The organism is Pedobacter heparinus, assembly GCF_032678725.1.
GTDB lineage: Bacteria > Bacteroidota > Bacteroidia > Sphingobacteriales > Sphingobacteriaceae > Pedobacter > Pedobacter heparinus_A.
In genome coordinates this window covers 304,831-330,668 of the sequence record NZ_JAVTSC010000002.1, presented here as the reverse complement: position 1 = coordinate 330,668, position 25,838 = coordinate 304,831, and the positions used below count along the sequence as shown (strand labels likewise).

Annotated in this window: 24 protein-coding genes; 10 read left to right on the top strand and 14 right to left on the bottom strand. The window is 44.5% G+C overall.

The annotated features are described in order from the left end of the window. Positions 1–12: 12 nt before the first annotated feature. Positions 13–843, bottom strand: coding sequence for an N-acetylmuramoyl-L-alanine amidase (locus R2Q85_RS04710; protein WP_316810591.1), 831 nt, complete (start codon positions 841–843; stop codon positions 13–15). A 90-nt stretch (positions 844–933) separates the two neighbouring features. On the opposite strand from R2Q85_RS04710, the gene R2Q85_RS04705 reads away from it, so the two are divergent. Beyond that, entirely contained in the window at positions 934–2,616 is a 1,683-nt protein-coding gene (locus R2Q85_RS04705; RefSeq protein ID WP_316810590.1) for a dipeptidyl-peptidase 3 family protein, read from the top strand. Here R2Q85_RS04705 and R2Q85_RS04700 read toward each other — a convergent pair. From R2Q85_RS04700 to gltX, 8 genes are all read right to left on the bottom strand, one after another. Further along, the gene (locus tag R2Q85_RS04700) at positions 2,609–2,971 is read right to left on the bottom strand and encodes a response regulator (protein WP_316810589.1); all 363 of its coding nucleotides are present in this window, start codon (positions 2,969–2,971) and stop codon (positions 2,609–2,611) included. The two genes, R2Q85_RS04705 and R2Q85_RS04700, sit on opposite strands and share 8 nt — an antisense overlap. Positions 2,972–2,992: 21 nt before the next feature. After that, the gene (locus tag R2Q85_RS04695; RefSeq protein ID WP_316810588.1) at positions 2,993–3,574 is read right to left on the bottom strand and encodes a chemotaxis protein CheB; all 582 of its coding nucleotides are present in this window, start codon (positions 3,572–3,574) and stop codon (positions 2,993–2,995) included. Continuing rightward, positions 3,556–4,380: a protein-glutamate O-methyltransferase CheR gene (locus R2Q85_RS04690; RefSeq protein WP_316810587.1), complete on the bottom strand. Its 825-nt coding sequence runs from the start codon at positions 4,378–4,380 to the stop codon at positions 3,556–3,558. Before R2Q85_RS04690 ends, R2Q85_RS04695 begins: the two co-directional genes overlap by 19 nt. Further along, positions 4,381–4,758, bottom strand: a complete 378-nt coding sequence (locus tag R2Q85_RS04685; RefSeq protein ID WP_316810586.1) for a response regulator — start codon at positions 4,756–4,758, stop codon at positions 4,381–4,383. A gap of 26 nt (positions 4,759–4,784) precedes the next feature. Continuing rightward, positions 4,785–8,375: a response regulator gene (locus tag R2Q85_RS04680; RefSeq protein ID WP_316810585.1), complete on the bottom strand. Its 3,591-nt coding sequence runs from the start codon at positions 8,373–8,375 to the stop codon at positions 4,785–4,787. Positions 8,376–8,386: 11 nt separating this feature from the next. After that, positions 8,387–9,511 (bottom strand): hybrid sensor histidine kinase/response regulator, encoded by a 1,125-nt coding sequence (locus R2Q85_RS04675; protein ID WP_316810584.1) that lies wholly within the window; start codon positions 9,509–9,511, stop codon positions 8,387–8,389. A gap of 119 nt (positions 9,512–9,630) precedes the next feature. After that, complete coding sequence (locus tag R2Q85_RS04670) at positions 9,631–10,470, bottom strand: neutral zinc metallopeptidase (protein WP_316810583.1); 840 nt, start codon at positions 10,468–10,470, stop codon at positions 9,631–9,633. Positions 10,471–10,539: 69 nt separating this feature from the next. Then, positions 10,540–12,048, bottom strand: a complete 1,509-nt coding sequence (gene gltX, locus R2Q85_RS04665; RefSeq protein ID WP_316810582.1) for a glutamate--tRNA ligase — start codon at positions 12,046–12,048, stop codon at positions 10,540–10,542. Positions 12,049–12,192: 144 nt separating this feature from the next. On the opposite strand from gltX, the gene R2Q85_RS04660 reads away from it, so the two are divergent. Both R2Q85_RS04660 and R2Q85_RS04655 read left to right on the top strand, forming a co-directional pair. After that, positions 12,193–13,410: a HAMP domain-containing sensor histidine kinase gene (locus tag R2Q85_RS04660; protein WP_316810581.1), complete on the top strand. Its 1,218-nt coding sequence runs from the start codon at positions 12,193–12,195 to the stop codon at positions 13,408–13,410. Then, positions 13,388–13,891: a DinB family protein gene (locus R2Q85_RS04655; RefSeq protein ID WP_316810580.1), complete on the top strand. Its 504-nt coding sequence runs from the start codon at positions 13,388–13,390 to the stop codon at positions 13,889–13,891. The genes R2Q85_RS04660 and R2Q85_RS04655 overlap by 23 nt, the downstream gene beginning before the upstream one ends. A gap of 6 nt (positions 13,892–13,897) precedes the next feature. On the opposite strand, the gene R2Q85_RS04650 is transcribed toward R2Q85_RS04655, so the two are convergent. Beyond that, complete coding sequence (locus tag R2Q85_RS04650; protein WP_316810579.1) at positions 13,898–14,464, bottom strand: Crp/Fnr family transcriptional regulator; 567 nt, start codon at positions 14,462–14,464, stop codon at positions 13,898–13,900. A 107-nt stretch (positions 14,465–14,571) separates the two neighbouring features. Here R2Q85_RS04650 and R2Q85_RS04645 point away from each other — a divergent pair, with 107 nt between their 5' ends. Next, complete coding sequence (locus R2Q85_RS04645; protein WP_316810578.1) at positions 14,572–14,895, top strand: multidrug efflux SMR transporter; 324 nt, start codon at positions 14,572–14,574, stop codon at positions 14,893–14,895. Between the two features lie 12 nt (positions 14,896–14,907). Here the strand turns inward: R2Q85_RS04645 and R2Q85_RS04640 are convergent, their stop codons facing one another. Genes R2Q85_RS04640 through R2Q85_RS04630 form a run of 3 tightly spaced genes read right to left on the bottom strand, consistent with a single transcriptional unit; the run spans position 14,908 to position 17,528 of the window. After that, a complete protein-coding gene (locus R2Q85_RS04640; RefSeq protein ID WP_316810577.1) occupies positions 14,908–15,462 on the bottom strand; it encodes a DUF2911 domain-containing protein in 555 nt (184 codons plus the stop codon). Between the two features lie 34 nt (positions 15,463–15,496). Then, complete coding sequence (locus R2Q85_RS04635; RefSeq protein WP_316810576.1) at positions 15,497–15,682, bottom strand: hypothetical protein; 186 nt, start codon at positions 15,680–15,682, stop codon at positions 15,497–15,499. Between the two features lie 37 nt (positions 15,683–15,719). Next, positions 15,720–17,528, bottom strand: a complete 1,809-nt coding sequence (locus R2Q85_RS04630) for a glycoside hydrolase family 9 protein (protein ID WP_316810575.1) — start codon at positions 17,526–17,528, stop codon at positions 15,720–15,722. Between the two features lie 132 nt (positions 17,529–17,660). Between R2Q85_RS04630 and R2Q85_RS04625 the strand changes: the two genes are divergently transcribed. The 6 genes from R2Q85_RS04625 to R2Q85_RS04600 all read left to right on the top strand — a co-directional run bounded on the left by R2Q85_RS04625 (position 17,661) and on the right by R2Q85_RS04600 (position 25,636). After that, positions 17,661–18,287: a TetR/AcrR family transcriptional regulator gene (locus R2Q85_RS04625; protein WP_316810574.1), complete on the top strand. Its 627-nt coding sequence runs from the start codon at positions 17,661–17,663 to the stop codon at positions 18,285–18,287. Continuing rightward, a complete protein-coding gene (locus R2Q85_RS04620) occupies positions 18,277–19,593 on the top strand; it encodes a TolC family protein (RefSeq protein ID WP_316810573.1) in 1,317 nt (438 codons plus the stop codon). Before R2Q85_RS04625 ends, R2Q85_RS04620 begins: the two co-directional genes overlap by 11 nt. Continuing rightward, complete coding sequence (locus tag R2Q85_RS04615) at positions 19,590–20,657, top strand: HlyD family secretion protein (RefSeq protein WP_316810572.1); 1,068 nt, start codon at positions 19,590–19,592, stop codon at positions 20,655–20,657. Before R2Q85_RS04620 ends, R2Q85_RS04615 begins: the two co-directional genes overlap by 4 nt. A gap of 3 nt (positions 20,658–20,660) precedes the next feature. Then, positions 20,661–22,208: a DHA2 family efflux MFS transporter permease subunit gene (locus R2Q85_RS04610; RefSeq protein ID WP_316810571.1), complete on the top strand. Its 1,548-nt coding sequence runs from the start codon at positions 20,661–20,663 to the stop codon at positions 22,206–22,208. Positions 22,209–22,398: 190 nt separating this feature from the next. Beyond that, entirely contained in the window at positions 22,399–24,987 is a 2,589-nt protein-coding gene (locus R2Q85_RS04605; protein ID WP_316810570.1) for a phosphoenolpyruvate carboxylase, read from the top strand. Between the two features lie 184 nt (positions 24,988–25,171). Then, positions 25,172–25,636: a hypothetical protein gene (locus R2Q85_RS04600; protein ID WP_316810569.1), complete on the top strand. Its 465-nt coding sequence runs from the start codon at positions 25,172–25,174 to the stop codon at positions 25,634–25,636. On the opposite strand, the gene R2Q85_RS04595 is transcribed toward R2Q85_RS04600, so the two are convergent. Further along, positions 25,623–25,829 carry a hypothetical protein gene (locus R2Q85_RS04595; RefSeq protein ID WP_316810568.1) on the bottom strand — a complete coding sequence of 69 codons (207 nt, stop codon included), beginning with the start codon at positions 25,827–25,829 and terminating at the stop codon, positions 25,623–25,625. The two genes, R2Q85_RS04600 and R2Q85_RS04595, sit on opposite strands and share 14 nt — an antisense overlap. Positions 25,830–25,838 lie beyond the last annotated feature (9 nt).

Genomic DNA, 25,838 nt, shown 5'->3' with positions numbered 1-25,838 from the left:
CGCTTTTTTTATTTACAGGTATTTTTTGTACACATTAAATAAGATCAGTTTATCTGCGGGAGTAAGTACCTGGCTGATGTCCGTCTGTACAAAATGGATTTTAAATGCCTCAATTGCTGCATTCAGGTTTTTCACATTGTAACCAATGATCCGCAAGGCCGCTACGGTATCAAAGTCATCAGGCGGCATCACCAGCACATCATCATACCAATAGCCAAAGCCAGCCTCAGCCATTTTTTTCCATGGAAAATTCCTCGGGTCATTTTTGCGTCCCGGAGCGATATCAGCATGGCCAATAAAGTTTGCAGTAGGAATGTTGTATCTTTTTTTCAATGCCCTGAGCACTGTGACTAAACTCTTTATCTGTACATCCGAATAAGGTTCACGTCCATTGTTGTCTATTTCTATCCCGATAGAAGAAGAATTGAGGTCCATATCATTGCCCCACCTGGATACCCCGGCATGGTTTGCCCGCAGGTAATCATTGACCATCTGGAACACTTTTCCATCGCGCCCGATTACATAATGAGAACTTACCTGGGTACGGGTAAGGGTAAAGGTCTTTAAGGTTTGTGCCGAAGAATCCTGGGCGGTATGGTGCAGCACTACAAAATTTGGCTTACGGATACCAAAATTAACAGAGCCAACCCAGGATAAAGGATGGACAGGCAAGGAATCAATCGCCTGGTTTAGCGGTGGGGCTGCTTTTATCGTTTCGGCAAAATTCTTAGCCTGCTTTTTGTATACTTTATTCGTAGCCGCATACTTATTTGTGGAACATGCCGCCAGTAAAAACAAAGGGATAAAATAAAGACAGTACCGGTTAAAATGTTGTAGTATCATAATAGAAGTATATAGGATGTGAAATTACTATTTTTTACTAATTTCGTTGCATGCTATTAATTTCATAGCAGGAACAAAGACATCAACCCTATGAAGAAGACCCATAAAATAAGCCTGATCCTTGCCGGATGCGCCGTTTTTGCAGGTATTGCCGCTTGTACCAATTCCCAGAAACCAAGCCATACGGAAACTAAAAATATAAGTTCCGGCAGCGACAGCCTTCAGCGCTATGTAAACGAACGCCTGGGCATTTATGAAACGGTTAAATTGACCACCAACCTGAACGACCTGACCGTTAATGAACGCAAAATAATTCCTTTACTGATCCAGGCCGCAAAAATTATGGACGACCTGTTCTGGAAACAGGCCTATCCCCAGCGTGACAGCCTGCTGAGCACCATTAAAGATGAAAAGACCAGGGCCTTTTTAGAAATAAATTATGGGCCATGGGATCGGTTAAACGGCGACAAGCCATTCGTGGATGGCATAGGCCCAAAGCCCGCTGCATCCAGCTTTTACCCGGCCGGCATGACCAAAGAAGAACTGGAAAAATCTGAGGTTAAAGACAAGCTTGGACTTTATTCCGTAATTCAAAGAGATACCGCAGGTAAATTAATCTCCATGCCTTATCACATACTTTATGCAGCAGAGCTTCAAAAAGCATCCAACCTGCTTAAACAGGCCGCTTTGCTTGCGGAAGATGCCGGATTTAAAAAATACCTGAACCTTCGTGCCGATGCCCTCGTTACCGATGTTTATGGCCCAAGCGACTATGCCTGGCTGGACATGAAAACGAATACACTCGACATCATCATAGGGCCTATTGAGAATTATGAAGACAAGTTATTTAATGCCCGCGCAGCCTACGAATCGTATGTATTGGTAAAAGACAAGGTATGGAGCAAAAGACTGGCAAAATACGTGAGCATGCTGCCGGAACTGCAACAGGGCCTTCCGGTTGAAGCGAAGTATAAACGCGAAAAGCCAGGTACAGATTCTGAACTGAATGCTTACGATGTATTGTACTATGCCGGGGATTGCAATGCGGGATCAAAAACCATTGCGGTTAACCTGCCTAACGATGAAGTGATCCAGCAAAAGAAAGGAACCCGGCGTTCCCAGCTAAAGAATGCCATGAAAGCCAAATTTGATAAGATCCTGATCCCTATTGCTAAAGAATTGATAGACAAAGAACAACAGCAGTATATCAATTTCGATGCTTTTTTTGCCAATGTCATGTTCCATGAGGTTGCGCATGGCCTGGGCATTAAAAAAACCATTACCGGAAAAGGCTTTGTCAAGGAAGCGCTGCAGGAACAGTATTCCTGGCTCGAAGAAGGGAAAGCAGATGTATTGGGCCTGTATATGGTTACCGGCCTGCTCAAAAAAGGAGAATTACAGGGCGACATCAAAACTTTTTATACCACCTATATGGCCGGAATTTTACGCTCTGTAAGGCTTGGTGCGGCCAGCGCCCATGGTAAGGCCAATATGCAATGCTTCAATTTCTTTAAAGAAAACGGAGCCTTTATCAGGAACAGCGATGGAACCTACAAGGTGGATTTCAGCAAGTTTGAGGGAGCAATGAACAAATTAAGCCATTTCATCATCACCCTGCAGGGCAATGGAGATAAAGCCGCCGTAGAAGCCAGCCAGAAAAAGATGGCCGTAATTTCAGCAGAACTACAGGCGGACCTGGATAAATTGACCAAAAGGGGAATACCTGTTGATATTGTTTTCGAACAGGGTGTCGATGTTTTAGGCGTTAAATAGCCAAATGTTTGCTGATGATATCTTCCAGCTCTTCGATATCGAAGGGTTTGGACAGATAGCCATCAGCCCCAGCCTGATCAGCCAGTGACTTCACGTCATTGTTGGCCGAAAAATAAATCACCGGGATATTTTTTAGCGCACTGTGTGCCTTTAACTCCCTGGTCGCATCTATTCCGCCAACATCCGGTAGCCAGTTGTCCATAAAAATGATATCCGGCGTATAAGCCATCACCTGGTCTATGATATTATTAGAAGTAGAAGACGTTTTAATGTCATATCCTGCATCCTGCAAAATAATGGTACACAACTCTAAAATGTCTGTATTGTCGTCAAATACGAATACTTTTTTATTCATAGCCATTTGATCTTCTCCTGATTAAGGTAGCAAATTTATGAATTCTCCGATAGCTTCTATGCTTAATTCATGATCTATTTGCACATGGAGCTTCGCCTGTGCCGGCATATAAGCAACTTGTGCCGTCTCCGGGTCCTGTATTGCCGTTGTTCCGTCCCAGGCTTTAACGCTCTTCAGGCCATTCACACCATCCGCATTCGAGCCCGAAAGCAGCAGACAGACCAATTCTGACCCGTACACTTCTGCTGCGGTCTGAAATGTGGCATCAATGGCCGGTCTCGAATAATTTATCTTTTCAGAATAATCCAATGAAAAGGTCTGGTCCTGTTCAATCAGTAAATGGTAATCTGAAGGCGCGACATAAACTGTTCCCGCCAGTATCTTTTCCTTCTCATCCACTTCCTTCACCCTAAGCTTCGTACGTGTGGACAATAAAACAGGCAACAGGGAATCTGCTCCGTGTTTTCGGTGCACCACAATAATGATCGGAAAATCAATGTCAGGCTTAACCACAGGTAATACTTTTAGCAATACATCCAGGCTGCCGGCAGAACCCCCTATAATAAATGCTTTACATTTCTTCATCAGCCTACCTTTCTCCATATTTTTTCTCCGGGCAGCCGCTTGTACCTTTTCGCAATCCTGGAAAAGTCGACCGTTTCCTTAGTGCCAAGGGCGAGATATCCCAGCCCCTCCAGGCTATTGTCAAAAAGATCCAGCACTTTGTGCTGTAATTCCCGGTCAAAATAGATCAGTACATTTCTGCAGAGAATTAACTGGAACTCATTAAAAGAATGATCAGAAACCAGGTTATGCGTAGAAAATATGATCTTGCTCTTCAGCTCCTCATTAAATTTGGCCAGCGAATAACTGGCCGTATAATAACTCGAAAAATCTTTAGCCCCACCTGAGAGGATATAATTCTCTGAGTATTGCTTCATCTGGCTCATGGCAAACATGCGCTGCCCTGCTTTTTCCAAAACCGCCGGGTTCAGGTCAGTAGCGTAGATCAAAGATTTGTGCAGTAAATTTAATTCCTTTAAAATGATGGAAATGGAATAGGCTTCCTCACCGGTAGAGCAACCTGCAAGCCAGATCCGTATAAAAGGGTAAGTACCCAGTTTAGGCAAAACCTCTTCCCTTAATGTCCTAAAAAAAGAAGGGTCCCTGAACATCTCTGTTACGTTTACCGTGATCTGTTCCACAAAGCGCTTAAAATAAGCCTGGTCGTCCGAAATCTGATACCGGAACTCCGCAAAGCTTAAAGCCTTGTCTAAAGCATACAACCTGGAAATTCTGCGTTTTAGTGATGCCCTCGAATAACCTGTAAAATCGTAGCCGTACTGCTCCAGCAGATCGGAAAGCAGGATCTCTACATGTTCATCATTAATTACAGGAATGTCTAACATCTATTTCGCTAAAATATACTGGTCCAGCAACCGGATTAACTCTTCTACATTTATCGGCTTGGAAATGTAACCAACCGCTCCAGCGTTTAAACACCTTTCTCTATCACCCATCATCGCCTGGGCAGTAACCGCGATCACCGGAATATCCTTCAATGAGGGATGCTTACTCATGCTATCCATTGCCTCATAACCATCCATATCCGGCATCATCATGTCCATCAGCACTACGGTAATGTCCCTGTTCGCCTCCAATATATCCAGCCCTTCCTGTCCGCCTGTGGCCGAAAGGCATTGGTATCCTTTTGCTTTTAATACTGCGGTTAAAGCAAAAATATTCCTGCTATCGTCGTCAACTATTAATATTTTACTATTTGCCATATGGGTTAAAACATGGAATTTATTAATTATACCTTATCGTAAAGCCAAACCCTTAACAAGGAGATCAGCTGATCAATGTCAACCGGTTTCGAAATGTAATCCGAAGCCCCGGCAGCAATGCATTTCTCCCTGTCGCCCATCATTGCTTTTGCTGTAACAGCCAGAACAGGCAATTGTTTGTAGGCAGCAATCTTCCGGATCTCCTTTGTGGTCTCATATCCGTCCATCTCCGGCATCATCATGTCCATCAGCACAATATCAACCAAAGGGTTGTCCTTAAGCGTTTGCAGGGCTTCTTTGCCGTCTGTGGCAGCCAGCACTTTCATTTTATGTTGCTCCAGGGCCTTTGTTAAAGAGAAAATATTACGCACATCATCGTCTGCGATCAGCACAGTTTTATGGTGCAAAACCTCATACAAGCCGCCCAGTTTTTCCGATCCATTTTTTTTATGCTTTCCTTCTTCTGCCTTTTCTTCCACCAGGTGAAGGAACAAAGCCGCTTCATCCAGAATCCGCTGGTAAGAATGCGCCGTTTTTACCACAATAGAATCCGCATATTGTTTAATGCGGCTTTCCTCTCCCTTCGACAGGTTTTTACCGGTAAAAATGATGATCGGCAGATTTTCCAGGCCTTCGCTTTTCTTAATCGTGTCCAGCGTATCGTACACGCTTTTATCGGGAACCCCCATATCCAGGATCACGCAATCCACCTCTTTTTTGTTTAGCGCACCAATACTCTGCGTTACATTATCCGCAACTTCAGTCTGGATGCTGTAATTGCTCAAAAAATAACTTAAGGCTTCTGCATGTTGCTTATTTTCTTCTACAATCAATACCTTTTTTGGATGCCTGCTCAGGGCAAGCTCCAGCTTCTGGAAAATCTGCTGCATATGTTCCAGTGCTACCGGCTTGTTGATAAAATCGACCGCTCCCTTTAATAAGCTTTCCTTTTTTACCTCCAGCGAAGACATGATGTGCACAGGGATAGGCCTGGTTTGCGGATTGGCTTTCAGTTCTTCCATCACCTGCCAGCCATCCTTTACCGGGAGCTGTATATCCAGCAATATGGCCAGTGGCCGGTAATGATTGGCCAGTTCAATACCCATATCACCCCGCACCGCAACAATGCCCTTATAATTTCGCTTCCGCGTAAACTTGAGCAGGGTTTTGGCAAAATTGGTATCATCTTCAATGATCAGGATCACCCGGTCGCCCGGTTTAATGTCATCCCGGTCATCTTCAATCTCCTTCGGAATGTGGTCTACCGTGAAGCGTTCTGCCACAACAGGTTCGATCTTTTCGATATACACAGGGGTAGCGATCATATCCTGCCCTATAACCGTGCTAACTGCTGCCATACGGTCTACCGGCAAACTCAGGGTAAACTCACTGCCCACGTTTTCCTTACTGGTCAGTTCTATTTCCCCTCCCAAAAGCTTAGACAGCTCCCTGCTGATGGACAGGCCAAGACCAGTGCCACCAAATTTGCGCCGCGTCGAACCATCTGCCTGCTGAAAAGCTTCAAAGATCAGGCCCTGCTTATCCGATGGAATGCCAATTCCTGTATCTGTTACCTTAAATAAAATGGATTTGCCGGCCTCATCTTTTCTAACCGTTAAAGTAACCTTCCCGGCTGAAGTAAATTTAATGGCATTGGAAAGCAGGTTCTTTAAAATCTGTTCCAGGCGCATTTTGTCTGTATTGATGCCCGAAAGATCCTGCTCCACATCAATAACCAGGTCCAGGTGCTTATTTTTTGCAATCGGGCTAAACAGTGAGCGCATATCCGTTGCCACCTCATTGATGCTGATGTCTGCAAATTCAAGTTTCATTTTGCCAGCCTCAATTTTCGAGAGATCAAGGATTTCATCAATCAGGCCCAAAAGGCCCTGCCCCGAACTTTGGATCACTTCTGCATATTCGATATATTCCTTATCGAGCTCCTTATTTTCAGACATCAGTTTGGACAACAATAAAATAGAGTTCAAAGGCGTACGGAGTTCATGTGACATGTTGGCCAGGAATTCCGATTTATATTTTGTACTCTGCTCCAGCTGTTCTGCCTTATGCTGTATGTCCAGGTTACGCTCCTGTATCAACTGGTTCTTTTCTTCCAGCAAGCTGGTCCGCTCTTCCAGCTCCTGGTTGCTCTGCAAAAGTTCTTCCTGTTGTACGCGCAATTCCTCTTCTGAAGTCTGGATTCTTTGGGTTTGCGCCTCCAGCTCCGCGTTCAGCCCTTCCAGCTCCCTGTGCTGTGCCTGCAATTCTTCTGCCTGCGCCTGGGTTTCTTCTAAAAACTCCTGCAATTTCTTTCGGTTCTGCGCAACATGTATGGCAATGCCGATATTGGTAGAAATGCTGTTCAGAAAATCGAGCTGTAAAGGGGTATAACTTTGCAGAGAACCAAACTCCATTGCCCCAACTACTTCCCCATCCCTAAAAATCGGAACGGCCACCACATTGCGCGGCCTGGTATTGCCCGTAGCATAGCTGATGGTCAGCTCCCCCTCAGGAATGTCATTGATCAAAATCTGTTTTCCCGACTGCACGGCCTGTCCAATCAGGCCTTCACCAGGTTTCAGGCTCCGTCTTTGCTGATCTTCCATCAGCGAATAGCTCCCCGCCATATGTAGCAACTGGTCCTCTTCCACCAGGTAAAAGGCAGCCACCTGGCTGTTGGTAAGTCCGACAATGTTATCCAATACGTCATGGGCAAGTTCACTGACCGTTTTCTCCCCCACCATTTTATCATTCAATGCTGCAATGCCAGATTGTAACCATTCTTTATCGCCAAGCAGAGAGAACGAATATTGTAAAGACTCAGCCATGGCATTCAATGATCCGGCAAGGCTTCCGAGTCCGTCCTTTACTTCCTCTTCCAGCCTGACCTGGTAATCCCCGCTGGAAATCTGTGCAGCAATTCCCTGTATAACTTCTATTCTGTTGTCAATTTCTTCGTTTTTTTCCTGCAGTTCCTGCTGCAGTTTTACCCTTTCATTAAAATCAGAAGAGACCTTCCGGTAAAAGAAAAAGGTGATCAGAATCGCTAAGAAAGCCGCCAAAACAATCAACGCCGGGGTATAACCTGCCAGCTTGTTCATGTCCGCTGTTCTCAGTTCCAATAGCCTTTTCTCTTCGGCCTGCATGGTTTTTATCAGTTCCCTGGCCGAATCCATATAGGTCTTACCATTGATCAGTTCCGCAACACTCACATTTCCACCCCTGCTTTTTACCCCAACCGTATTTTCAAGAATTTGCAACCGGCCTTCAATTACTTCCCGTAATTTCTTCACATTCCTTTGCTGAAAAGGATTATCTATGGTTTCCACTGCCACTTCATCCAATAAGGCAATTGCATGCAGTTTCGCCCCGTTATAAGGCTCCAAAAAATCCTTGTCACCAGTAAGCAGGTAACCCCGCTGTCCCGTTTCTGCATCTTTCAATATAGAAATCACCCCATCCAGTTTGGTCATCACTTCATTGCTGTGCTGCACCATATCGGCACTCTGGATCAGGCTTTTTATACTCAGATAAGAAGCCAGTGAAGTGATGAACAGGATCAGCAAAGACAGTCCTAAACCGATCCTCAGGTTATTTTTTATTGTTCTTTTGCTCATAAATTCTTTGTTTAATCTGTTTCAGGGCCCACATTTAAGGGAAGTGTAAAGTAAAATTCCGAGCCTTTTCCAAGCTCACTTTTTACGCCAACCGTTCCGCCGTGCCGGTTAATAATTTCGGCTGAAATGTACAAGCCTATACCCAGTCCCTGAAAATGAATAGCCGTTTCTTCTACCCTATAAAATTTCTCAAATACATTTTTCTGCATTTCAGGTGCAATACCTATCCCAAAATCGCGGACACCAATATAGAGCTGATCGTCATTTGTGCTGATATTGATCTCAATTTCGTTTGTTCCGGGCGAATATTTGATGGCATTGGTCAAAAAATTAACAATGACCTGTTCAATGCGCATTTCATCCGCATAGATCTCCTGCGAAGCTATTCCTTTCCTGATGATGTTAAAGGTTGGATTTGCCTGATGGATCACTTCCAGGACTCCATCAAGCAGCGTGTCCAGCACAAAATGTTTTTTGTTGAACTTGAGTTTACCGCTCTCTATTTTAGAAATATCCAGCAGATCGGCAATCAGCTCATTTAACTTTTCCAATTGGACCTGTGCCTTTGCAAGGTGCTTTTTAACCGTAGGAATATCTCCCTTATCGATACTCCTGCTCAACAATTGTACATAACCCTTCACACTGGTCAACGGTGTTTTCAATTCATGGCTCGCAATACTGATAAATTCATCCTTTTTCCGTTCCGCTTTTTTCCTGAACTCAATTTCATCCAGTAAAGCTTTTTGTATCTCTATCAGTTTCCGGCTTTGTTCATAAATGCGGTAAAAGGTCTTTACCTTTAACAACAGCACCCCCATATCCACCGGCTTGGTGATGTAATCCAGCCCTCCTGAAGAATAACCTTTCGTAATAAATTTAAGCTCCGTGTTTGCAGCAGAAAGGAAAATGATTGCTGTTTCTTTGGCCTTACTGTAACCGGAAATTGCTTCAGCAACTTCAAATCCATCCATTCCGGGCATCTGAACATCCAGAATGATCAGTACATATTCATTTTTAAGTACTTTTTTTAAGGCCTCTTCTCCTGATGATGCAGTATCGACTTCAAAATTATGCCGCTCCAGAACCTTTTTTAAAGAAATCAGGTTCTCGGGGGTATCATCCACTATTAATATCATTATTAAAAATAAATAAGGCTTTTAAAATTTAGAAACGTATGTGTAATGGTGTAATACTAATTTATACAAGTTTATAAGTTTAAACTTATATATTATCATTTTGTTGCAAAACAATGGAATTATAGCCTGCCAGAATTAAATGTATCGCCTTCCTTGATGTCGCCGGTATCGAAGCCTTTTTTAAACCAGTACATCCGCTGCTCGGAAGTGCCATGGGTAAATGCATCCGGCACAACTTCGCCCTGTGCCTGCTTTTGAAGCCTATCATCGCCAATTGCATTGGCAGCAGTAAGCGCTTCTTCAATATCCCCTTCTTCCAGTTTAAAATCTTTCAGGTTCCGGGCCTGGTGGGCCCATAACCCGGCAAAAAAATCAGCCTGAAGCTCCAGCTTAACAGACAACCGATTGTATTCCTTTTCACTCACGCGACCTCTTGCCTGCTGCAGCTGATCAGAAATCCCCAGCAGGTTTTGCACATGATGGCCCACTTCATGTGCGATCACATAGGCCTGGGCAAAATCACCCGCTGCACCAAACCTGTCTTTTAAATCCTGATAAAATGTGAGATCAATATATACCTGATGATCTGCAGGGCAGTAAAATGGCCCTACAGCCGAACTTGCATTGCCACAGGCGGATTGCACCATATTGGTAAACAGGACCATTCTTGGTTTTTCATACGCCTTGCCCATGGCCTGAAACTGTTGTTCCCAAACCTGGTTGGTCGATTCCAGTACCCCATCAACAAATTTGCCTTCTGCATCCGTTGGGTCACCTGTTTTACCTTCAGTTTGTGTCATCTCCCCAACCGGAAGCTGACTAACAACTCCTGTAAGGTCTTTGCCAAAAAGCAGACCCAAAACAATAATGATAATACCTACGCCGCCACCGAGTTTTGCGCCTCCGCTCATCCCTCTTCTGTCGTCTATATTGCCACTTCCTTTACCGAACCATTGCATATCAATTCTTTTAATTTGGTTTATAAAAATTTGCGACAATTGTTATACCAAAAATAAAAGAATTGAAGATTAATTAAATGCAGCTATCGCCTTATGGATTCTTTTTGTACTTTCCTCAGCCCCCAGGTTTACCAAAATATCAAATACTCCGGGCCCAAATTTCCCGCCAACCAGCATGATCCTCAAAGGAAGCATCAGTTCTCCCGGCTTAAAATTATGCGCTGCAGCCAATGCTTTAAACTTTTCTTCCAGTTCAGCGCCAACAAGGCCGTCTTTTATTTCCATAGCATAAGCCTCAAAAAAAGCCGCTTTTTCTGCCGTCCATTTGGGTTGTACTGCTGCCAGATCATATTCCTTCGGCGCGATAAAAAAGTATAGGCCCTGCGCCACAAAATCAGGAAGCAGGTTACAGCGATCTTTAATTAGGTCAATGACCTTTTCCAGTCTTGCATCCGCATCAAGCTCAATGCCCTGTACCGAAAAAGCCTGCTTTACAAATGGGAGCAATTTTTTTGGCGCTGAATTTTTGATCCATTCGTGGTTATACCATTTGGCCTTTTCGAAATCAAATTTAGCCCCGGCCTTACTGATCCTTTCCACAGAGAATTTATCAACCAGTTCCGTTAAAGTAAACAGTTCCTGGTCTGTCCCGTCATTCCAGCCCAGCATGGCCAATAAGTTAACAAATGCTTCGGGCATAAAACCAAGTTCTTTAAAGCCCCTGGTCAGGTCGCCGGTTTTAGGGTCTGTCCAATTTTGTGCATAGACCGGAAAACCCAGCCTGTCGCCATCTCTTTTGCTGAGCTTACCGTTGCCATCCGGCTTTAAAATTAAGGGCAGGTGTACCCATTGCGGCATTTCATCTGCCCATCCCAGGTACCGCCACAGCAGAATATGGATCGGTGCCGATGGAAGCCACTCTTCGCCCCTGAAAATATGGCTGATCTCCATCGCCCTGTCGTCTGCAACAACAGCAAGATGATAAGTCGGCATGCCATCTGCCTTCAGTAAAACTTTATCGTCAACCAAATTGGTATCAAAACTAACATGCCCCCTGATCAGGTCTGTAAAAGAAACCAGCTCATCCGCAGGCATCTTGATCCGTACCACATGCGGCGTGTTCTTTGCCAAAAGCGCCTGTACCTCTTCTTCGGCCAGGGTAAGCGAATTTCTCATTTCTGCCCTTGTAGCAAGGCCATAAGTAAAATTCGGGACCGCCTTGCGTTTCTCCTCCAACTCTTCCGGAGTGTCAAAGGCATAATAAGCATGGCCACTGGAAATCAGCTGGTCGGCATATTGTTTATACGTAGATTTCCTTTCGCTTTGACGATATGGGCCGAATGCGCCACCCAGTACAGGGCTTTCATCCGGGCTTATTCCGCACCATTCCAGGCAGGAAACGATATATGCTTCGGCACCTGGTACAAAACGGGTCTGGTCGGTATCCTCTACCCGTAAAATAAATGTGCCGTTGTGCTTTTTAGCAAACAGATAATTGAATAAAGCGGTACGTACCCCGCCTAAATGCAATCCCCCTGTTGGGCTGGGGGCAAATCGTACTCTTACTTTCTTTTCCATATTCAGCTTGCAAAGATATATTTTTTAGCGTTTGATGCCCCATGCAGCGTCGAAAGAGAATGGTAATTTTTCCTGCTGCTACATTATTTAATTGCTTAATCCTGCATTTTTAAATGCTATTTTGTAATTTGGCTTCATAATCCTATGAACCCTTACGAGAAAAAACGTCGCTGGAAATTCTTTTTACTGATATTTGCCATTGTTATTGGCACTGCTTCTGTTTTTTACAGCGACTTCTTCGTAAAAAAAATGGAACGGGAAGAACAATTGCAATTCCAGCTTTACGTGAAGGTAACTGAACAAACGCTGGCCATGTATGATGATGACCGGTATACCGGGCTGATCGACCTGATCAGGACAAATACCAAACTGCCCGTCATCATGACCGATTCAAAAGGCGACATTATCACTTATCAGGGGCTGGACTCTACAAAAACCAATTACGACCTGCAAAAGAAAGCCAATGTCAATTATGATCCTGCTTATTTTGCCAGGGAGCTTAGAAAAATGAAAAAGCAGCATCCTGCTACCCCTATTTTAGGTGGCGATGATACCCGCTGGTATATTTACCATAAAGATTCGGCAACGCTTACCCAGCTCCGGTATTTTCCTTACATCCAGCTGGCGGTAATCGGCTTGTTTTTAATTACGGCGTACATTGCCTTTAGCTCTGCCCGTAAAGCGGAACAGGACCAGGTTTGGGTAGGTATGGCCAAAGAAACTGCACACCAGCTGGGCACCCCGATATCTTCACTTATGGCCTGGGTTGAACTGATCAAATCGCGTTTTGACGCCGAAGATGACCCACTGATCGCCGAAATGGAAAACGACATCAAGCGACTGGAGGTGATTACTGATCGTTTTTCGAAGATTGGCTCTAAACCCATCGTGGAAGATCATGTCGTGTATACGGTCATTTACAACTTTGTAGCATATTTTAAGCTCCGCACCTCTGATAAAATCGTATTCAGCATCGTTGGCGACGAGCAGGTCCGGGCACTGTTGAATGTTCCACTTTTTGACTGGGTAATAGAAAACCTGCTAAAAAATGCCGCCAATGCCATTGAAAATGAAGGGAACATTACCATAACCATCATTGAAAACTTAACCAAGGAAGAAGTATTTATAGATGTGACTGATACCGGCAAGGGCATTGCCCGCTCTAAGTTTGATGCCGTATTCCAACCCGGGTATACGACAAGAAAACGCGGCTGGGGCCTGGGCCTTTCCCTTACCAAAAGGATCATTGAAAATTATCACAATGGACAGATCTTTGTGAAAGACTCTGAACTGGGCAAAGGCACTACTTTTCGCATCGTTTTAAAAAGCAGCATAACTTATGAACCGACCTCAAATACATGAGTACCCCGCCTGGGGGGAACAATACATCAGCCTGGTAGAAGGGGATGTATTGGAAGTCCTTCAGCAACAAGCTTCAGACTTTCCGGATTTTATCAACAGTCTGGTAGAAAAGGCAGATTATGCTTATGCACCCGGCAAATGGACCATAAAAGAACTCATTGGTCACATCATCGATACCGAACGCATCCTTACTTATCGCTTAACTTGTTTCGCCCGGGCCGAAAACCATGCGCTTCCGGGTTTTGAAGAGGATGATTATGTCGCCCATGCACATTTTCAGGACAGAAGCCTGCTGAGTTTTTCGGACGAGTTTTCTTTGTTGAGGAAATCGAATATGTACCTGTTTAACTCCTTATCAGAAACCGAATTGAACCGGAGCGGAACCGCATCTGAAAGACAAATTTCAGTAAGGGCCTTGCTCTTTGTGATAGCCGGGCACATCATCCATCATACACAGGTGATTAAAAACCGCTATTTATAAACTGAATTACCTGAGTTCAGCCCTGATCCTGCTTAGAGTTACCTGGGTTACGCCCAGGTAAGAGGCAATATAGCCAAGCTGGATTCTTTGGATCAGCGCAGGATTTTCACGCAGCAGATCACCGTAACGTTCGGCAGCTGTTCTAAAAAGCCTGCCAATAAAACAGGTCTCCGATTTGATCAGTTCCTGTTCTGCAAGCTTCCGCCCCCAATTGGCAAATGCAGCATCCTGGCGATAAAGCGATTCCAGTGCCGCTGTCCTGATCTCATACAGCACACTGTTTTCCAGCAGCTCTATACTTTCATAACCCGGCAAGCCCTTGATATAGCTGTTATAGGAAAGCACCACATCCCCCTCCATTCCCAACCAAAAGGTGATCTGGTTGTCCCGGCCTTCGAAATACCCTCTTGCGATGCCCTTTTCAATAAAAAAGAGCGATTGCTCTATACGTCCGGCCCGGATGACCAGGTCGTTCTTAGCGATTTCCACCCTTTGCATCAGGCCCAGTAATTGATCCAGTTGCTCCTCATTTAAAGGATAAATGCTTTTTATTTTTTTTAAGATCTGTTGCAAAGGCTGCCTGTTTTTGTAAAGATAAAATACCGGAAGATCATTTTTTAACATTTGTAAAAAACTTCCCGTACAATTCGGGGTAATTTTGCAGGAAATATTTTAAAATTATGAGTTGGATTATATTAGTTGTTGCAGGTCTTTTTGAAGTTGGCTTTACGACCTGTTTAAAACTTTCAAACAATTTTAGCAACCTGAAATGGAGCGCTGCTTTTTTTATCTGCATCTCTGTAAGTTTCCTGCTATTGAACAAGGCCATACAAACCTTACCCATGGGTACAGCTTACGCTGTCTGGACAGGTATAGGTGCAGTTGGAACTGTCCTTGTTGGCATATTCTTTTTTGACGAACCTGTCAATTTTTGGAGGATCTTTTTTATTGCCACCCTGATCGGTTCAATTTTAGGTTTAAAATTCCTGGCAGGAGGTCATTAAACTTTGCCCAAACTATTTTATAGCAATAGGAAGCGCAATCATGCTGCGGTCCCAGGCCAGCACCATATCGGCTCCGGCCGGCTGGCTGGTAAAAGTAATGGACAAAACTTGAACCGGTTTGTCCAGTTTTTTTACCGGCACTTCAATCCTTAACACATCCTGGCTCTGGTTATAAGTAAAAGCGCCCCAGCGATCGGTCTGTTTGTTAATGATCAGGGTCCATTTATCCTGGGATGGGATCGCAAACAAACTGTACGTGCCTGCTTTGATGGATTTGCCCCCGATAGCTGCCCGTTTATAGAACCTGATCTCTGTTGATTCATTTGCGCCGACACGCCATACCTTATCAAATTGCTCCAGCACACCAAAAATTTCCCTTCCTTTTTTAGAAGGCCTGGAGTAGATCACTTTGATTAGCGGGGCAGCGCCATCTTTTACTTTGGCCGCATTTAATGGATAGTACACGATATCAGCGGGACTGGCATCTACAGGTGCAAATTTAAGTTCCTGTGCATGGGCAGCCAGAGCAAAAAGCACTAATATTGCGATAAAACTTAATCTTTTCATCAATCCAATCCCTTTAAATAAATACCTTTTCCCCTTAATACTGGCGTCCTTTAACAATACCATTTAAGAAAACCGCACCAAATATAAATCCTATAATTCCACCCAGGATAGACCAGCCAAAGCTCCCGGTTATAATTGCAGCAGTTAAAATACCAAAAAACAGGCCTAAAACATAATAAACCCAGTCAAAAGTGTTGTTGTTCTCTTCTTTAATCATCATATGAATACTTAGGCCCCAAAGATATTGAATTATTTTTTTATTTCCCGCCTGCCCTGCTATCAAAAGCTGCCAGTAAATAGATCAGTGAAGCGGTACCGTCCATGGTAGGCTCATTTGTACTGTAATCGCCATAGTCATCATGGTAAACCACCAGGTCAGACTGAAACACTGCGTAGTCATCCGGTTTAGTCAGCCTGATCCCGATCAGGTTCTTGTAAATATTGCCATATACGGGTCCGTCTACCAATCCCCCATCTATCGGATAATTCCCGATGTGGGTAAAGGCCGAATGCGGGTCTTTTGGCGTATCCCCCCAGGCAGGCAAGCCATATACCATACTCGTACCCCAGATATTACAACCAAACAACCAGTCAAAATTGGCCTGTGCCAATTCATCGTATTGCTGATCTCCGGACAACTGCTGATATAAAAAAGACTGTATGGCAAAAGAGGCCGTTAAATTATTGGAACACCATATAAAGGGAACGCCCCGGTAAAAGCCATTATCCTTTGCTTTCTGCCAGACTTTATCCAGTCCTGCCTTATAAAATTTTATGCTTTCCTTTCCGGCCGCGCCACTGTGCTGTCTGGCAATTTCAAAGTGCCCAAAGTTATGAAATGGATAATATTGATAATGCGCCGCGGTATCTTTTCCCATCCAGGGCGTTACGGGTTCTTTCTTTGCATAATCAAAAGCCTTATCCAGCAATCCCGGATCATTCGAAACCGCAGCTAACGTTGCCGATGCCAGCTCCATATCGTCCACCCAATTGTCTTCTGCGTAAATGTAGGGAGATTTTACAGATGCCGTTTGTGTAACCCCCGGTATCTTATTGGCATACTGATAAGCCGTCAGCGCTTTCTCTTTCAGCAAGCGGGCATATTCCGGGTGTTTATCCTGATAAATACCCGAAGCCAGGCTAAAAGCGCTGGTAAATTTGGCCGCAGTAGAACTCGTACCTGTTGTGTTGTTCAGAAATTTTCCCCTTTGCTGAGGTTTTCCATTAATAAAATATAAAGGCCGCTCATATCCACGCCCGTACAGGCTGTCTTCCTTAGGCATACGCATGCTGCTATGGTCACGGTCGTCTGCAATCTGGTTAAACATAATGTTGGGCTCCGGGTGCATTTTTAACAACCAGTCCAATCCCCATTTGGCCTCGTCCAACACGTCTGCCACACCATTCCTGCCCTCCAGACCATTTTCCTGATGCCTATCCGCAAATATTCCCGGAAAATCTCTGTAAGCGGCCAGTAAATGATATGTCGCATTGGCTGATGTCGTTGCATATTGCAAATAATCCGATGCGTCATGCCAGCCACCGCTCGCCTTATAAAATGTACTGTCCCGAATTCCTGCATCCTTACCATACAGTACAAACCCATCCCGGGTATGGCAGCTGTCTTTCAGGTAGGGATTATATCCGCTGCGTTGCTGGCGCATATACCGTAAGGCAAAATCAGCAGTCTGGTTATAAACCTGATCGTTCACAATCAGTTCCGGTGATTTTGTATTCCCGGCTTTAATATAGTACCGTCCCGGAAGTTTAAAGTCACTAAAATTTAACCTGGCTGATTTTTTAAAAGGGCCATAGGCGCCGAAACGTTTAATTTTCCTGGAGCTGAAAACGACCTTTCCACTTTCCTTATCTATAATTTCAAACTTAGCCGGCATGCCACCCTCCTCTTTAGTTACCCATACCGCTACTTTCACCGAATTGGTCTGGTAGCCGAGCAGGTTGATCCTAAGCCAGGACTTTTCTGTCTGAGCAGCAAGATACTTAGGGAAAAAAGCGATCAGCACTATCGCCGCTAAAAATCCATAGGATATTTTTGTTTTGTCCATCAGCTAGGTGTTTATTTTCCGGCAAACTAAATTAACAAACACTTGTCAGCTTTTCGTCAATTATTTAAAATATCAACCACTTTTTTAAAACTAATCAATCGATTGATTAGTTTTGTTGCCACAAATTATCAAATGGAAAAGATAGACAAGAAGGCCAATATCCTGGAAGCTGCAGAGAAACTATTTGCAGAGCTGGGTTACGAAGCCACCTCTACCCGTAATATTGCCAGGGAAGCCGGTGCAAACATGGCCATGATCAATTATTACTTTGGTTCAAAGGAAGGGGTTTTCATGGAGATCATGAGTAAGAGGATCGCTGATTTCGCCAGCCAGCTCAACAGCATCAGCCAGGATAAATTATCCGGAATGGAAAAATTACTGAAAGTAGTTGAGGGCTATGCTTCACGCATCCTTTGCAACCATGGTTTACATAAAATGATGCACCGTGAACTTTCTTTACCACACCGTCCGGAAATGTTCTTTAAAATAAAGAATTCCATGGCCGAAAATTTACTGGTCATTGAAAAGATCATCAACGACGGCATTGCTGAAGGGAGCTTCAGACCGGTAGATGTCAGGATGCTGATTGCTACCTTAATGGGTACCATCAGCAACGTGGCCATTTCCCCTTCTAAAATTACTTCAGGAACTACGCTAGACATCAACAATGAGGACGACCGTAAAATCATTACAGCCCGCCTGATCACTCATTTAAAAGACCTTATCATCACGTATTTAACACCAAAAAATGATACATAAAACCATCCGATTAAGCTTTCTGGCACTGATGATCCCGGGAGCCATTTTCGCTCAGGACGTTAAAAAACTGAGTTTACAGGAAGCTGTTGTTCTCGGAATAGCCAACAGCAAAAATCTAAAGTTAGCCCAGAACAAAATAGACCAGGCCATTGCACAGCTCAACGTGGTTAAAGACAATGCCCTGCCTACTGCAAAAGCTTCTTTTTTGTATAACCATGCCGAAATACCTACCAATACGTTAAGCATTGGCGGCGCCGACCCGATCCACCTGCCCAAACGGGCCGATGCCTTTGTAGGTACAGCAGCAATTGAAGAACTGGTTTACGGTGGTGGCAAACTAAGATATGCCGAAGAATCAACCCGCCTGCTGGCCGATGTGGCCCGGCTGGATGCCGATAAAAACAAGGAAGAGGTGAGTTATGCAGTCATCAACACCTATTACTCACTGTACAAGGTTTTGCAAAGTAAAAGCGTCATCGCCCAGAACCTGGAATCTATTGCAAGCCAGCTCAGGCAGTCTCAGCGCTTTTTTGAACAGGGTATTGTGACCAAAAATGATGTTCTCCGGTTCCAGTTGCAGCAGGCAAATGTTTCTTTAACAGATATGGAGGCCGAAAACAACAGGAAGATCATCAATTACAACCTGGATATCCTGCTGGGCCTTGATGAAAACACGCAAATAGAAATTGCAGACCCTGATGCCGCTACCAAACCTATTGCCCCTTTAGACACTTACCTGCAAAACGCCCTTTCCGGCAGACAGGAGCTCCGCCAGCTGGACCTGCAAAATAAGGTGGCCGATGTCAACATCAAGTCGGTTAAGACCAATACCCTGCCTACCGTTGGCGTAGGGGCTAACCTGTATTACATCAATCCGAGCGGCAAGTTCATCCCGCCAACAGATCAGTATATTATGCCGGTAACCCTGGGTGCCAACCTTTCCTGGAACATTGGCAGTTTGTGGACCAACAAGCACAAAATAACTGATGCCCGCATCCAGCAAAAGGAGGTCAGCATTCAAAAAGACATCCTCTCCGATCAGGTTAAAACAGAAATCAACAGGAATTACCAGAACTATCAGCTGGCGCTGAACAAGATTAAAGTGCTGGAAACATCCATAGCCCAGGCTACCGAAAATGATAAGTTACTGGCTTCAAAATACAAGAACAATGTGGCTTCGGCAATAGACAGAATAGATGCCGAAACCTTGCTGTACCAGGCTAAAATTAACCTGGAACTTGCCAGGGCTGATGCCGGTCTGGCTTATTACACTTTATTAAAATCTACCGGAAAAATTTCTCAATGAACACCAAAAAAACTCCCGCAATGACAACTGAAAAGAAAAAAAAGAATAAAGTTATCCCTATCATATTAGGCGTACTGATCATTTTAGGCGCCATATTTGGCACCAAAGCCTACCTTTATTACAGCAAGCACGTAGATACAGACGATGCGCAGATTGACGGAGACATCAGTCCGGTTGTGGCCCGTGTAGGTGGCTATGTACAGGAAATAAAATTTGAAGAAAATACCCGTGTTAATGAAGGTGATGTGCTGGTTAAGCTGGACGACCGCGACTATAAAGTAAAACTGGAGCAGGCTTTAGCCGGACAAAAGGGCGCCAGCGCTGGTGTTGGCGTTTCTGAATCGCAGATCGCCGCTACTGCAGCCAATACCAGTACCGCCAGGGCCAATATTGAAGCCGCCAGGGTAAAGCTGAACCTTGCCCAGAAAGATTATGAACGTTATGCCAACCTGGTAAAAGACGGTTCTGTTACCCAGCAACAGTTCGATCAGGCAAAGGCGCAAAAAGAATCGGCACAGGCCGCTTTTACTGCGGCAAACGACCAGTACAATGCTGCCGTAAAACAGGTAGGCACCACTCAGTCTCAACTGGCCGTGAGCAGCAATGGCGTTACCCAGCGCCAGGCAGATGTAGATTTTGCGCGCTTACAACTGTCCTATACCGAGATTAAAGCCCCTGCAACCGGCATCGTATCTAAAAAGAACGTACAGAAAGGCCAGCTGGTACAGGCAGGGCAGTCCCTTTTTTCTGTAGTAAATGACAACAGCATTTACATCACGGCCAACTTTAAAGAAACCCAGCTGGAAGACATCAAACCCGGTTCTAAAGTTAAAATAGATGTTGATGCCTATCCTGATGCTGAAGTTACCGGTGAGGTCTATAATTTTGCCCCGATCACCGGCGCGAAAGGCTCTCTTCTTCCGCCTGATAACGCCACCGGAAATTTTGTTAAAGTGGTGCAGCGCGTACCTGTAAAAATAAAAATCACCGAAGCTCCAAAAGAGATCCTTGCCAAACTGCGTCCCGGAATGAGCGTTAAGGTTTCTGTTGCAATAAAAGACTAAACAATGGCCGAAAAAGGTTTAAAAAAATGGGTAATCACCTTTACCGTGATCACAGCATCCTTACTGGAGCTGATCGATACCACGATTGTAAATGTGGCTATTCCTCAGATACAGGGTAATCTAGGTGCCACACTGGAAGATGTGGCCTGGTTATCCACCGGTTATGCAGTTGCCAATGTGATTGTATTGCCCATGTCCGGATGGCTCGGCAGCCGTTTCGGTCGAAAAAACTATTTTCTCTTTTCCATCGTCCTTTTTACCATTGCTTCTTTCCTCTGTGGAAATGCAACCAACCTGGAAGAGCTGATTGCTTTTCGTATCCTGCAGGGCCTGGCAGGTGGGGGCTTAATTTCTACTGCCCAGGCCATATTAATTGAAACCTGGCCCCGGGAGGATGTGGGTATTGCCACCGCTTTATTTGGCTTAGGTGCCGTAGTAGGTCCTACTGTCGGTCCAACAATTGGTGGTTATCTGCTCGAGATCAGTACCTGGCCACTCATTTTTTATGTCAACATTCCTGTCGGCATCCTCGCCGCGTACTGTACCTATATGTTTGTGCGGGAAACACCGAAGGATGGTAAAGGTATGCCGGTAGACTGGTGGGGCATCCTGCTGTTGGCGGTAGCCGTCGGCAGTTTGCAGACCGTATTGGAAAAAGGGGAAAGTGAAGACTGGTTTGCCACACCTTACATCACTGCCCTTGCCATAACTTCAGTACTGGGCCTGCTGTTGTTCATCTGGAGGGAACTGAGTACAGACCATCCCATCGTCAACTTCAAGATCATGCGGCACAGGAGCTTTTCTGTTGGGATGTTCACCTCGTTCATTCTCGGTTTCGGCTTATATGGCTCCGTATTTGTATTCCCGGTATTCTGCCAGAACCTGCTGGGTTTTTCTCCGCTTCAAACGGGAGAATTGCTCTTCCCTGGTGGATTATGTACTATCGTCATGATGCCCTTTATAGGGATCATGCTGAAGAAAAACATCCCGGCACAGTTTATGGCAACCATAGGCATGTTCCTCTTCTTTGTGTTCTGTTCGATGCTCAGTAAATCTACCCTGCAATCAGGGACAAATGATTTTTTCCTGCCATTGATGATCAGGGGTGTAGGTATGGCCCTGTTGTTTGTACCCCTGACCACACTGGCCATCCAGGACCTGAAAGGGGCCGAAATCGGCCAGGGCTCCGGCCTCAACAACATGATGAGGCAGCTGGGCGGATCGTTCGGCATTGCTGCTTTAACCACCCTGATCCATGTGCGCCAGGGCTTTCACCGCAGCAATTTATTAGTCAATATCAACGAATACAACCCTGCCTTTACCGATCGCTTCAACGGCTTTATCCATAACTTCATGACCAAAGGTTATACTTATCTGGACGCAAAATCACTGGCTACCAAAGCGATAGAAGGTACCGTTACCAAACAGGCATTATTGCTTACTTACAGCGATGCCTATTGGGTAGCAGGACTGATCCTGTTGTGTTCTATCCCTTTGCTGTACCTGCAAAAATTTAAAAGGAATGTTGCCGTTCCGGCAGATCTGCATTAAAAAAACAGCCCCCAGGAAATCCTGGCGGCTGTTTTTACCCCAAAAAAATAACAATTAAAAGATGTTTTGGATCTCTATGCATCTAAGTTACCGTTTTTTAAAAATAATTCAAAATAAATTTATTAGCCCTTTTAGGCCGTTATTTGGATGATTTGTGGTAAATTAAGCGCGAAAATATTTCGTTAAAATTATGATGCAGAAACAACGAGCAAAAGGTCAGAGAGAGTCTATATTTAACAATGAAGTCGTATCCAGGTTCGAACTCTACAATAGTCTTTTTCTTACCCTTCCGTTTTACAAGGTGAAAGACACCGGTACCTTATTACCCCTATTTATTAAATACTGCGAAGATGGTATCAATAACCACCAAACCCCAGCAGCGATTATTGAGGCCTTTTTTAAGAAGTATACCCAAAACAATTCCAATAAAGACATCATCGACCTCCTGTTCCGGTTTATCCAGTATATAGAACGCCAGGTGGTATTGTTTGATGCTGTTGAAGATGCCTCTTTCAATAAGCTGAATGCTTCAGATGAACACAACGCCCTGCTGGCTTACCTCAAAAAAGGAATAGACAACAAAGCGCTGAACGATAAGATTGAAAAGCTCATTGATGAGTTTTCCCTGCGCCTGGTATTGACCGCACACCCCACCCAGTTTTATCCGGGCAGTGTCTTGTCTATCATTACCGACCTCACTACGGCCATTAAAACCAACGACATCAGCAGCATAAACCTGCTGCTGCAGCAACTGGGTAAAACGCCGTTTTTCAATAAAAAATCCCCAACTCCGGTTGATGAGGCATTAAGCCTGGCCTGGTACCTGGAAAATGTATTTTACTTTGCCGCCGCTAATATCCAGGCTGAAGTGGATAAAAGCCTTAACGATTACAACCTGGAATCTAAAAAGATCATTGAACTGGGCTTCTGGCCCGGGGGAGACCGGGACGGCAACCCGAATGTACACACGGATTCGACGATACAGGTTTCAAAAATGCTGAGACAGATCCTTTTCAGGTGTTATTACCGCGATTTCAGGAACATGAAACGCCGCATTACCTTCAGAGGAGTCGAAGAACACCTTGCCATTGTGCAGGATGTACTATACAAAAATGCTTTTGATCCTAGCATCAAAGCAGAAAACATTGCAGAATTCTTAATTGAAAACCTCAATAACATCAGGACTACGCTGATGGACGATCATGACGGTCTCTTTGCCGACCTGGCTTCAGACCTGATCCGTAAGGTCGAACTTTACGGCAGTCATTTTGCCTCTCTGGACATCAGACAGGATAGCCGTGTATTGCGGGACGTGCATGCCTTTTGCCGCCAGAGCAAACCGATCATCTCCTTATTTCCGGAAAATTACGATAGCCTTGAAGAGGGAGAAAAGATCAAAAATCTTTCCTTTAAAAGCGCCAGGCTCAACTACGCTGACAATAAGGACCCGCTCGTTAACGATACCCTGCAAACCATAACAGAGATCAAACAGATCCAGGAGAGCAACGGAGAGCTGGCCTGCCACCGTTTCATCATCAGCAATTGCCAGCAGGCAAGCGATATCCTGCAGCTCATTGAGCTTTTCCTTTGGAACGGCTGGGAAGAAACAGACCTCTCCATAGATTTTGTGCCTCTTTTTGAGACGGTACATGACCTTGCTGATGCTGCCGGAATTATGGAAACCCTTTATGCGCATCCATTTTATAAAAAACACCTGAAAAGAAGGGGCAACAAACAGCACATCATGCTGGGCTTCTCCGACAGTACCAAAGACGGGGGTTATCTGATGGCCAACTGGTCTATTTTCAATGCAAAAGTAGCCTTAACAGCAACTGCAGATAACCACAACATACAGCTGGCCTTTTTTGATGGCCGTGGTGGCCCGCCTTCAAGAGGCGGTGGCAAAACACACCGCTTCTACTCTTCTATGGGTAAAGAAATTGCCAACAAAAACATTCAGCTCACCATACAGGGACAAACGATCAGTTCGCAGTATGGTTCTATAGACAGTGCGGAGTTCAACATTGAGCAACTGATCAACGCCGGAATGTCTGCCGGAATTAAAGAAACCCATAACATTCTGCTTGATCCGCTGCATAAGGGCCTCCTGGATGTAATGGCCAAAGAGAGCTACGATGCTTTCGTTGACTTACGCAAACACCCTTTGTTTTTAAGCTACCTCGAGAAATTCTCTCCACTCACCCTGTTGTCAAAGATCACGATCAGCAGCAGGCCTGTTAAACGGAATTCCGGTGGCGCTTTAAAGCTGGAAGACCTGAGGGCGATCAGCTTTGTAACTGCCTGGAGCCAGTTAAAACAAAATATCCCGGGCTTCTACGGCATGGGAACAGCCTTAAAGAACCAGGAAAAGCTGGGCAATTGGGACAAAGTAGTCAAAACATACCAGGAATCCGGATACTTCAAAACGATCATCGACAATTGTATGATGTCTATGAGCAAGTCCGATTTCTCCATTACTGCCCATTTTGCAAATGACAAGAAATACGGGGCCTTCTGGAAAACGCTGCACGATGAATTTGAGCTTTCTAAAAGCATGCTGCTGAAACTTTCGGGTCATGAAACCCTGATGGAGAATTACCCGGTAGAGAAGCGCTCTATTGCCGTAAGGGAAAAAATTGTCCTGCCTTTGGTATTGATCCAGCATTACGCCCTGGAACAACTGCAAACTGAAATTACCGATGAGGAACAGCAGTCTTACGAAAAGCTGGCCATAAGAACCGTTTATGGTATTGTAAATGCCGGCCGGAATCTCGCTTAAAGGAGGTCACCATATACCCATTATAAAGACTGGCCCCAGGTTTGGAGTCAGTCTTTATAATTTTTAGGCAGTTTATTTTAGCATCATGCTACTAAAGCAGTCGTCATCTCGAATGCAGTGCCAGCTAATCATTAATGATTGCTTCCATTTCAGGTGTTGTGTCTATTATTTTTATATTTACAGAATGTACCAGATATTGCTTCCCTTACATTCATTGATCCGTTGGCTGGTGCTTATTTCTCTTCTTTTTGCCATTTACAGGGCGTACTACGGAAAGTTCAAGAAACTGGATTTTTCCGCTTTTGACAATACTATTATGCTCCTCGCTGTAAAAATTTTGCAGATTCAGTTTTGCATCGGTATCGCTTTATATCTTATCAGCCCAATCATCAGGTATTTTCTGAATAACTTTAAAACAGCAGTACACCTCAGGGAAATCAGGTTTTTTGGAATGGAACACATCACCATGATGACCATCGCAGTTTTTATTATTACTGTCGGATCGGAGAAAGTCAGTAAAGCAAAAAATTCACAACAAAAATATCGGATCATGGCCTTATGGTTTACTATCGGATTGGTTTTGATACTTTCTTCCATTCCCTGGCCTTTTTCACCACTAACAAGCCGCCCCGGTTTCAGGGCGTTTTAAAATGAGGTTTGGAATCAACATTTATGACCTCATCCAGTTCAGCTGTTAATTTATTCAGGCTGAAATTAACCGCTAAATATTGCCTCATATCCTCCTCGGTATTACTTTCCCGGAAGGTCTCAAAAAAAGTAGTTTTGCTGATTTCCTGCAAGGTGTTCAAATCGCCGGCCCCTGCTTTCAGTATGCTGATCATAATTTATCA

Bases quoted from the DNA above. Each gene is read 5' to 3' on its own strand.
- gltX (WP_316810582.1), bottom strand. From the start codon at position 12,048: ATGGAAAAGAAAGTAAGAGTACGATTTGCCCCCAGCCCAACAGGGGGA.
- R2Q85_RS04640 (WP_316810577.1), bottom strand. From the start codon at position 15,462: ATGAAAAGATTAAGTTTTATCGCAATATTAGTGCTTTTTGCTCTGGCT.
- R2Q85_RS04680 (WP_316810585.1), bottom strand. From the start codon at position 8,375: ATGAGCAAAAGAACAATAAAAAATAACCTGAGGATCGGTTTAGGACTG.
- R2Q85_RS04595 (WP_316810568.1), bottom strand. From the start codon at position 25,829: ATGATCAGCATACTGAAAGCAGGGGCCGGCGATTTGAACACCTTGCAG.
- R2Q85_RS04630 (WP_316810575.1), bottom strand. From the start codon at position 17,528: ATGGACAAAACAAAAATATCCTATGGATTTTTAGCGGCGATAGTGCTG.
- R2Q85_RS04670 (WP_316810583.1), bottom strand. From the start codon at position 10,470: ATGCAATGGTTCGGTAAAGGAAGTGGCAATATAGACGACAGAAGAGGG.
- R2Q85_RS04690 (WP_316810587.1), bottom strand. From the start codon at position 4,380: ATGTTAGACATTCCTGTAATTAATGATGAACATGTAGAGATCCTGCTT.
- R2Q85_RS04645 (WP_316810578.1), top strand. From the start codon at position 14,572: ATGAGTTGGATTATATTAGTTGTTGCAGGTCTTTTTGAAGTTGGCTTT.
- R2Q85_RS04605 (WP_316810570.1), top strand. From the start codon at position 22,399: ATGATGCAGAAACAACGAGCAAAAGGTCAGAGAGAGTCTATATTTAAC.
- R2Q85_RS04600 (WP_316810569.1), top strand. From the start codon at position 25,172: ATGTACCAGATATTGCTTCCCTTACATTCATTGATCCGTTGGCTGGTG.
- R2Q85_RS04695 (WP_316810588.1), bottom strand. From the start codon at position 3,574: ATGGAGAAAGGTAGGCTGATGAAGAAATGTAAAGCATTTATTATAGGG.
- R2Q85_RS04700 (WP_316810589.1), bottom strand. From the start codon at position 2,971: ATGAATAAAAAAGTATTCGTATTTGACGACAATACAGACATTTTAGAG.
- R2Q85_RS04610 (WP_316810571.1), top strand. From the start codon at position 20,661: ATGGCCGAAAAAGGTTTAAAAAAATGGGTAATCACCTTTACCGTGATC.
- R2Q85_RS04660 (WP_316810581.1), top strand. From the start codon at position 12,193: ATGAACCCTTACGAGAAAAAACGTCGCTGGAAATTCTTTTTACTGATA.
- R2Q85_RS04620 (WP_316810573.1), top strand. From the start codon at position 18,277: ATGATACATAAAACCATCCGATTAAGCTTTCTGGCACTGATGATCCCG.
- R2Q85_RS04625 (WP_316810574.1), top strand. From the start codon at position 17,661: ATGGAAAAGATAGACAAGAAGGCCAATATCCTGGAAGCTGCAGAGAAA.
- R2Q85_RS04675 (WP_316810584.1), bottom strand. From the start codon at position 9,511: ATGATATTAATAGTGGATGATACCCCCGAGAACCTGATTTCTTTAAAA.
- R2Q85_RS04685 (WP_316810586.1), bottom strand. From the start codon at position 4,758: ATGGCAAATAGTAAAATATTAATAGTTGACGACGATAGCAGGAATATT.
- R2Q85_RS04710 (WP_316810591.1), bottom strand. From the start codon at position 843: ATGATACTACAACATTTTAACCGGTACTGTCTTTATTTTATCCCTTTG.
- R2Q85_RS04655 (WP_316810580.1), top strand. From the start codon at position 13,388: ATGAACCGACCTCAAATACATGAGTACCCCGCCTGGGGGGAACAATAC.
- R2Q85_RS04705 (WP_316810590.1), top strand. From the start codon at position 934: ATGAAGAAGACCCATAAAATAAGCCTGATCCTTGCCGGATGCGCCGTT.
- R2Q85_RS04615 (WP_316810572.1), top strand. From the start codon at position 19,590: ATGAACACCAAAAAAACTCCCGCAATGACAACTGAAAAGAAAAAAAAG.
- R2Q85_RS04635 (WP_316810576.1), bottom strand. From the start codon at position 15,682: ATGATGATTAAAGAAGAGAACAACAACACTTTTGACTGGGTTTATTAT.